This window comes from Burkholderia sp. APQ4-4ca, from assembly GCF_057837105.1.
This window is the reverse complement of record NZ_JBYQCG010000239.1, coordinates 23,543-30,299: the sequence shown is the minus strand read 5'-3', so window position 1 is coordinate 30,299 and position 6,757 is coordinate 23,543. Positions and strand designations below refer to the sequence as shown.

The following is a 6,757-nucleotide window of genomic DNA, read 5'->3' as shown; positions in this document are numbered from 1 at the left end:
GTGTCCTCCATCGAGATGTAGCCGGCCGGCCCGACCAGGTTCGCCTGCTTGATGCGCAGCGCGCGCAGCTCGGGCGTGTCGTCCGCGTAACCGAAGAAGTGGAAGATCAGCTCGAAGTTGTCCGGCCCCTTCGGCAAAATCTGCCGCGCGACCAGCGTGTTGTGGATCTGCTGGATCACGAGCTGCGGGAAGATCGGCTGGATATGGTTCGTGCAGTCCTCGTCGTATTCCGATACGAGATCGAGGATCGATTCGTCTTCCAGATGAAAACCCTCGTCGAACGAGCGAATGTTCTGCTGCTTGTACGCGGCCGACGTGTCGTCGCCGGTCTTCGTCACCGTGATGATGCTGTGCAGCCCGTGGTTCGCATCCGGAATCGAGCGCGCCTTCATCCCGACGCGGAAGATGTTGAAGGTCGTATGGAACAGGTGCAGCATGCTCGCGTGATATGGGTCCTTCACGTTCTCCATGTACAGCTTCCAGTTCGACTTCGAATACTGGCGCGTGCAGCCGAGATACTCGATCGGCTTGTGGAAGATCCGGTCGATCCACGGGCGCATCTGCTCGCCGAGATACTCGGGCAGCGGCGCGACTTCATCGCTGAAGGTCGCGAACACGAGCCCGCGATAGCTATCCACGCGCAGCTTGCGCAGCCCGTGCTGCTTCGGATCGAAATCGGCCGGCATCCCGGTCATCCCCTTCTGGCCGCGCCGGAACGGCACGCCGAGCAGGTTGCCCTGGTTGTCGAAGCTCCACTGGTGATACACGCACGTGTGCGAGCTCGCGTTGCCGCGCGACTTGCGGCACACCTGCGCGCCGCGGTGCGCGCAGCGGTTCACCCAAGCGGACAGCGCGCCGTCCTCGGTGCGCGTGACGACCACCGGCGTGTCGCCGACGAACGTGCTCTTGAAGTCGCCGGCGTTCGGGATTTCGGCTTCGAGCGCGACGAAATTCCACGTCGGCCCGCGGAAGATGCGCTCCTGCTCGCGATCGTAGACGGCCCGCGAACTGAACACCTTGTACGGCACGCGCGAGCCGTCGTCGTGCGGGAAGGTCACGTCGGATGCGTCGCCGCGGGCGGCGAAAACGACGGGCGATTCTGTCTGCTCCATGTCGGACTCCTTGTCGATCCGTTGCGTTGAATGCATGGAGCCGATTTTTGAAAAGCTAATATTCGGCGTCTATCCGGAAAGTGCGATTGCGGCGGCGCAATATCCACTTTCGGCGGATTTCTGCGCTAGCATGGCGGCACACGCGACCCGGCGCACGATCGCGACCCATTCGTCGGATCGAAGCGCGCGTCGTCCATACCCAGGCACAGGCCCATGTCCCCAACGTCGTTCGAGCCGCTCGCGCTGCGCGCGCACCGGCTGTTCGAATCCCGCGATCTCGACGAGACGCGCGAGCGGATCTCGCGCGTGATGCAGCCGCACGCGCTGCTGCCGAGCGGCCGCGTGCAAGGCGCGTCGCACATGGATTTCGTCCGGCTGGGCGGGCTCGGGATCGGGACGATCGCGTTCGGCGACGCGATGCGCGTGCAGGTCGACGCCGTCGACGGCTATTACCTGCTGATGTTCTGCCTGTCCGGCCAGGCCGAAGTGCGCGCGATGGGGCGGCAGCTCGGCGTCGACGGGCAGACGGGCGTGCTGTGCGCGCCCGGCGAGCGCTTCGACGCGGTGCTGTCGGCCGATTGCGAGCAGTTCGTGCTGCGCATCGACGCGGCGACCGTCGGCGCGCTGACCGGCGACCCGCGCGCGACGCTCGACCCCGTGCTGCACGTGAGCGACGCCGCGCTCGCCGCGTGGCGCCAGCAGCTGATGCTCGTCGCGCGGTCACCCGAGCTGCTCGAACGCGCGAACGCGAACCCGCGCGTCGCGTCGCAGCTCGAGCATCTGCTGATCGACCTGCTGATCGAAGGCCACCCGCCGTCCGCGCTGCAGGCGTCGCACCGCGACCCGGCGCCGGGCTTCGTGCGGCGCGCACAGGAATTCGTCGATGCGCACTACGCGCAGCCGCTGCAGCTTGCCGATATCGTCCAGGCCGCCAACGTGCCCGAACGGACGCTGCGCGACGCGTTTCTGCAATTCCGCGGCGTGAGCCCGATGCAATACCTGCGTGCGACGCGCCTCGCGCATGCGCGCGAATTGCTGCGCGGCGCGGCATCCGACCGGCGGATCGCCGATATCGCGCTCGACTGCGGGTTTACCCATCTCGGGCGATTCGCGATCGCGTATCGGGAAAAATTCGGCGAATCGCCGTCGGAAACGCTCGACGCGAAGCGCTGAAGCCGTCCGCGCATGCGCCGCGCCGCACGGTGCATTTCGCGCGTCGTCCTGCCAATCGCCACCCCCACCACTCGCCTTCCGTTCGTGCGGCGGCGCGCCCCGATCGACGGTCGGCCCTCGCTCGCGCGACGACTGCGGGCTCTATGCCGGCGGCCCGCGCCGCGGCACGGGATTCGGCGCCGTATCCGCGCACGGCCGGCGCGCCGCGTCGAGCCGTGCGGCCGCGCACGCGAGCGCCCCTTCGATCCGTTCGAGCATCGTGCGCGTGGCCTCGCTGCGCGGGCTCGCGCGCAGCAACAGCCCCAGCCACTTCAACCGCCGCGCGAGCATCGGCATCACCAGCGTTCGGACGATCAGCCTCTGATCCCCGTCCGATGGATCGAAACGCACGCATGCGTCGACGAGCGCATCGAGCGTGAGTACCACGTGAGCAGAACGCGTCGAGCCTTTCATGGGCCGATACTCCCGTCGCAGCAGCCTGCGGACCGTTATCCCGATCAAAACGCCTGCCAGTCGACGGATCCGCCCGTGACCGGCTCGCTCGGCCCCGCCGCTGCCAGCGCCGCCGCCAGCTTCGTCGGCGCGCGGGCGAGCGCGGGTGCAGGCGCCGACGACGCCACGACCGGCACATCGACGGCGTTCGGCGCGAGCTTGAACGTGGCCATCGCCGCCTGCAGACGGCCGGCCTGCTCCTCGAGCGAATGCGCGGCCGCGGCCGCCTGCTCGACGAGCGCCGCGTTCTGCTGCGTCACCGTGTCCATCTGTTCGATCGCCAGATTGACCTGCCCGATCCCCTGGCTCTGCTCGCGCGACGCAGCCGCGATTTCGGCGACGATATCGGACACCTGCTTGATCGCGAGCTTCACCTCCCCCATCGTCGCGCCAACGCCCGTGGCCTGCTGCGCGCTGTCCCGGATCATCGACACCGACGCGCCGATCAGTTCCTTGATCTCCTTCGCGGCAGCGGCCGAGCGCTGCGCGAGGCTGCGCACCTCGCTCGCGACCACCGCGAAGCCGCGCCCCTGCTCGCCGGCGCGCGCGGCCTCCACCGCGGCGTTGAGCGCAAGGATGTTGGTCTGGAACGCGATGCCCTCGATGACGCCCGTGATGTCGGAAACCTGGCTGGAACTGCTGCTGATCTGCCCGATCGTCGCGACCATGCCCTGCACGGCATCGTTGCCGGCATCGGCCATGCCGGTCGCGCGAGTCGCCAGCGTATTGGCCTGCTGCGCGTTGTCGGCGTTCTGTTTCACGGTCTCGGTCAGTTGCGTCATGCTCGACGCGGTTTCCTCGAGCGACGCGGCCTGCTGTTCCGTGCGGGCCGACAGATCGGCATTGCCGCTCGCGATCTGGCGCGACGCGACCGCCACCGCTTCCGCGCTGCGCTTGATGCCGCGCACCGTCGCGCCGAGCTGCCGATCCATCGTCGCCAGCGCACCGAGCAACCGGCCGAATTCATCGTGCGAATCGACGTCGATCCGGTTGTCCAGCGACCCGCCGGCGATTTCGTCGGCCACGCTCACGGCCCGCCCGAGCGGCGTCGAGATGTGCCGCATCAGATGCGCGGACACCCACGCCGCGACCAGCACACCGACGCCGATCAGGCCGATCGCGATCCACACGATCATGACGAAGGTCGACGCACTGTCGTCGACGAACGACTTCGCCTGATCGATGTTCAGCGCGATGTCGTCGTCGAGCGCCTGCTTGAGCGCGCCGGCGGCGGGCGCCAGACGGTCGATCGCCGCGGCGGCCGTGTCGCGGTCGCCGCCGCCCACCGCCGCGAGCGCTTCGCCCACGCCCGCGCGGAACCGGGGCAGCACGTCGCGGATCCGGTCCGCGATGCGACGCTCCTTGTCGCTCGTGATCGATTCACCGTAGTAGCGGTTCCATATCGTGTCGAGACGGCGTTGCTCGGCACGCGTCTCGTCGATCCCGCTGCGCACCCGCGCGGGATCGCGCTCGGACAGCGCCCCACGCAGCCGAAGCTGCGTCTCGAAGGTCGCGGCGCGAATTTCCGACAATTCGCTGATCGGCAAAGTGTTGCCCGTATAAGCGTCATGGACGTTCGAATTCAGCCTCGACAGGCCGAACAGGCCGAACACGCCGATGGCGACCATGAGCGCGACACACGCGGCAAGCGCGAAAAAGATCCTGAACTTTATGCTTTTCCCAAATCGGCTCACGCTGCTCTCCTCGAATGTTGCAGGTTGATGCGGAAGGGGAATCCCCACTTCCAACCCTGTTTACGGAGCGCAACATTGCCGGTTTATCCGGCGCCGGCGGGAGAGAAAAAACCACGTGCGGCAATAATCGGCACACGCGGCGAGCGTTTTCGGGTCATCGGGCGGCCATCACGCCGACGGCACGATCATCTCCCGCGCGATCGCGCAGAACGCGGCCGTCGCCGCGCTTTCGCCGTGCAGCCGGCGGCTCATGATGATCGGCGACGTCGCGCCCGGCTCCGGCAGCCGCCGATAGATAACACCCTTCACGCGCACGCCCTCCACGCTCTCCGGCACCAGCGACACGCCCACTTGCGCGGCGACGAGCCCGAGCGCCGTCTGCAACTCGCGCACCTCGTGCACGGCCGCCGGCACGACCGCGCCGTCGCGCAGCGCCGACAATTGCTGATCGGCGAAGCTCGGCCGCGGCGTGCTCGGGTAGACGATCATCGTCTCGTTCGCGAGATCCGCGAGCGTCAGCGGCCGCGCCGGATCGGCGAGCCGATGCCCGACCGGCAGTGCCGCGATCAGCTTTTCCTCGATCAGCGCCTCGCGCACCAGTTGGTCGTCGTCGAAGCGCAAGCGGCCGAATCCCACGTCGATCCGCCCGCCCTTCAGCGCGCCGAGCTGCTCCAGCGTGAACATTTCGATCAGCGACAGCTCGACGTCCGGCTGCGCCTCGCGAAACGCGCGGATCACGTCCGGCAGCGCGCCGTACAGCGCCGACGGCACGAAGCCGATCACGATCCGCTCCGACGATTGCGCGAGCCGGCGCGTCAGCGGCCCCAGTTCGTCGGCCTGGTCGACCAGACGTTTGGCCTGCGTATAGAACACGCGCCCGGCATCGGTCAGTTTCAGCGGCCGCGCGCCGCGCTCGAACAGCGGCAACCCGATCTCTTCCTCGATCGCCTGGAGCTGACGGCTGAGCGGCGGCTGCGTCATGTGCAGCCGCTCCGCGGCCCGCGTGATGTTCATTTCCTCGGCGACGGCGATGAAGTAACGGAGCTGGCGCAATTCCATTTCATGCCTCGAAGGTATGGAAGTAGTCGGAAAGAGTGTTGGACGACGGCGGGCGGGAATTCCTACCATGTTCACCAACAGGAGGAATCGCATGATAGCAACTACCGCCACCATCGAACGCATCGAGACGTTGCTGGTCGACGTGCCGACGATCAGGCCCCACAAATTGTCGGTCGCCACGATGAATTGCCAGACGCTCGTGCTGATCCGCATTCGATGCACGGACGGTATCGAAGGCGTCGGCGAGGCGACGACCATCGGCGGTCTCGCCTATGGCGAGGAGAGCCCCGAGAGCATCAAGGTCAACATCGACACCTACTTCGCGCCGCTGCTGCAGGGGATGGACGCGACGCGTCCGGGCGCCGCGATGGCGCGGGCGCGCAAGCTGTTCCAGGGCAACCGCTTCGCGAAGTGCGCGATCGAGACCGCGCTGTTCGACGCGCAGGCGCGGCGTCTGGGCGTGCCGCTGTCCGAGTTGTTCGGCGGGCGCCGGACCGATGCGGTCGACGTCGCGTGGACGCTCGCGAGCGGCGATACGCAGCGCGACATCGCGGAAGCCGAAGCGATGCTCGACGCGCGCCGCCATCGCGCGTTCAAGCTGAAGATCGGCTCGAACGCGGTCGCCGACGACGTGGCCCACGTGGTCGCGATCAAGCACGCGCTCGGCGAGCGCGGCGACGTGCGGGTCGACGTGAACCAGGCGTGGAGCGAAACCGATGCGATCTGGGCCGGCGCGCGGCTCGCCGACGCCGGCGTGAGCCTCGTCGAGCAGCCGATCGCCGCGACCAACCGCGCGGGGCTCAAACGCCTGACGCAGCTCGCGCAGGTGCCGATCATGGCCGACGAGGCGCTGCACGGCCCCGTCGATGCGTTCGCGCTCGCGCAGGATCGCGCAGCCGACGTGTTCGCGGTGAAGATCGCGCAATCGGGCGGCCTGCAGGGCGCGGCGAGCGTCGCGTCGATCGCGGCGGCGGCCGGCATCGAACTGTACGGCGGCACGATGCTCGAAGGCGCGGCCGGCACGATGGCGTCCGCGCAACTGTTCAGCACGTTCGACTCGCTGAAATGGGGCACCGAACTGTTCGGCCCGCTGCTGCTCACCGAGGAGATCCTCGTCGAGCCGCTGCGCTATCAGGATTTCAAGCTGCATCTGCCGGCGACGCCCGGCCTCGGCATCACCTTCGACTGGGCCCGCATCGAACGGATGCGACGCGGCGCCCGCTGATC

6 protein-coding genes are annotated in these 6,757 nt (G+C 67.9%); 2 read left to right on the top strand and 4 right to left on the bottom strand.

The genetic code is table 11. The features are described from left to right. Positions 1–1,112: anthranilate 1,2-dioxygenase large subunit AndAc (gene andAc / locus AC3IFE_RS31015; protein WP_489194082.1), on the bottom strand; the 1,112-nt coding region annotated here is incomplete at its 3' end. A gap of 213 nt (positions 1,113–1,325) precedes the next feature. On the opposite strand from andAc, the gene andR reads away from it, so the two are divergent. After that, complete coding sequence (gene andR, locus AC3IFE_RS31010; RefSeq protein WP_301738524.1) at positions 1,326–2,285, top strand: anthranilate 1,2-dioxygenase regulatory protein AndR; 960 nt, start codon at positions 1,326–1,328, stop codon at positions 2,283–2,285. A 141-nt stretch (positions 2,286–2,426) separates the two neighbouring features. On the opposite strand, the gene AC3IFE_RS31005 is transcribed toward andR, so the two are convergent. The 3 genes from AC3IFE_RS31005 to AC3IFE_RS30995 form a co-directional block, all read right to left on the bottom strand. Continuing rightward, the gene (locus tag AC3IFE_RS31005) at positions 2,427–2,738 is read right to left on the bottom strand and encodes a hypothetical protein (RefSeq protein ID WP_489194080.1); all 312 of its coding nucleotides are present in this window, start codon (positions 2,736–2,738) and stop codon (positions 2,427–2,429) included. A 44-nt stretch (positions 2,739–2,782) separates the two neighbouring features. Further along, a complete protein-coding gene (locus tag AC3IFE_RS31000; protein WP_489194078.1) occupies positions 2,783–4,471 on the bottom strand; it encodes a methyl-accepting chemotaxis protein in 1,689 nt (562 codons plus the stop codon). Between the two features lie 168 nt (positions 4,472–4,639). Beyond that, positions 4,640–5,530, bottom strand: coding sequence for a LysR family transcriptional regulator (locus tag AC3IFE_RS30995; protein ID WP_489194076.1), 891 nt, complete (start codon positions 5,528–5,530; stop codon positions 4,640–4,642). Positions 5,531–5,621: 91 nt separating this feature from the next. Here AC3IFE_RS30995 and AC3IFE_RS30990 point away from each other — a divergent pair, with 91 nt between their 5' ends. Beyond that, the gene (locus AC3IFE_RS30990; protein WP_489194074.1) at positions 5,622–6,755 is read left to right on the top strand and encodes a muconate/chloromuconate family cycloisomerase; all 1,134 of its coding nucleotides are present in this window, start codon (positions 5,622–5,624) and stop codon (positions 6,753–6,755) included. Positions 6,756–6,757 lie beyond the last annotated feature (2 nt).

What these genes read in the sequence shown, in the direction of transcription:
- AC3IFE_RS31005 (WP_489194080.1), bottom strand. Translation starts at nt 2,738, where the DNA reads ATGAAAGGCTCGACGCGTTCTGCTCACGTGGTACTCACGCTCGATGCG.
- AC3IFE_RS30995 (WP_489194076.1), bottom strand. Translation starts at nt 5,530, where the DNA reads ATGGAATTGCGCCAGCTCCGTTACTTCATCGCCGTCGCCGAGGAAATG.
- AC3IFE_RS30990 (WP_489194074.1), top strand. Translation starts at nt 5,622, where the DNA reads ATGATAGCAACTACCGCCACCATCGAACGCATCGAGACGTTGCTGGTC.
- andR (WP_301738524.1), top strand. Translation starts at nt 1,326, where the DNA reads ATGTCCCCAACGTCGTTCGAGCCGCTCGCGCTGCGCGCGCACCGGCTG.